At 75.8% G+C, this 529-nt stretch carries 1 protein-coding gene; it reads left to right on the top strand.

The features are described 5' to 3' along the window. Positions 1-529 (top strand): DUF58 domain-containing protein (locus D588_RS0119545; RefSeq protein ID WP_017917191.1); only part of this gene is annotated, 529 nt, incomplete at both ends.

Below are 529 nucleotides of genomic sequence, written 5' to 3'. Positions count from 1 at the left end.
TGGCATTGGCCACCGCCGACGGCCGCCGACGGCGCGGCCTGCGCGTGCGCCACGGTGCCGCCCACACCTACCTGGACCTGCACCGCGACGACCGCAACGAGGCCGACCTGGAGGTGCCCACCGAGCGCCGCGGCTGGCTCGACCTGCAACGCATCCAGGTCTCCACCACCCAGCCGCTGGGCCTGCTGCGCGCCTGGGCCTGGTTCTGGCCGGACGCCCCGCTGCTGGTCTACCCGCAACCGGAGGCAGACGGCCCGCCGCTGCCTGCAGGCGCCGGCACCCCGACCCAGACCCGCCTGCACGCGCTCGGCGAGGAATTGCACCAGCTGCGCCCGTATCGCGCCGGCGACGCGCCGCGGGCAATCGCCTGGAAGCACTCGGCGCGCCGCGACACCCTGCTGGTGCGCGAGTACGAACGCCCGATCGGCGTGGACGTGGTGCTGGACTGGCGCACGCTGCCGGCCTTGCCGCACGAACGCCGCATCGCGCGGCTGGCGCGCTGGGTCGAGGAGGCCGAGCGCGACGGCCG

Source organism: Xanthomonas sp. SHU 308, assembly GCF_000364645.1.
GTDB lineage: Bacteria > Pseudomonadota > Gammaproteobacteria > Xanthomonadales > Xanthomonadaceae > Xanthomonas_A > Xanthomonas_A sontii.
The sequence above is the reverse complement of the archived record's forward strand: the minus strand, read 5'-3'. Positions and strand labels throughout refer to the sequence as shown.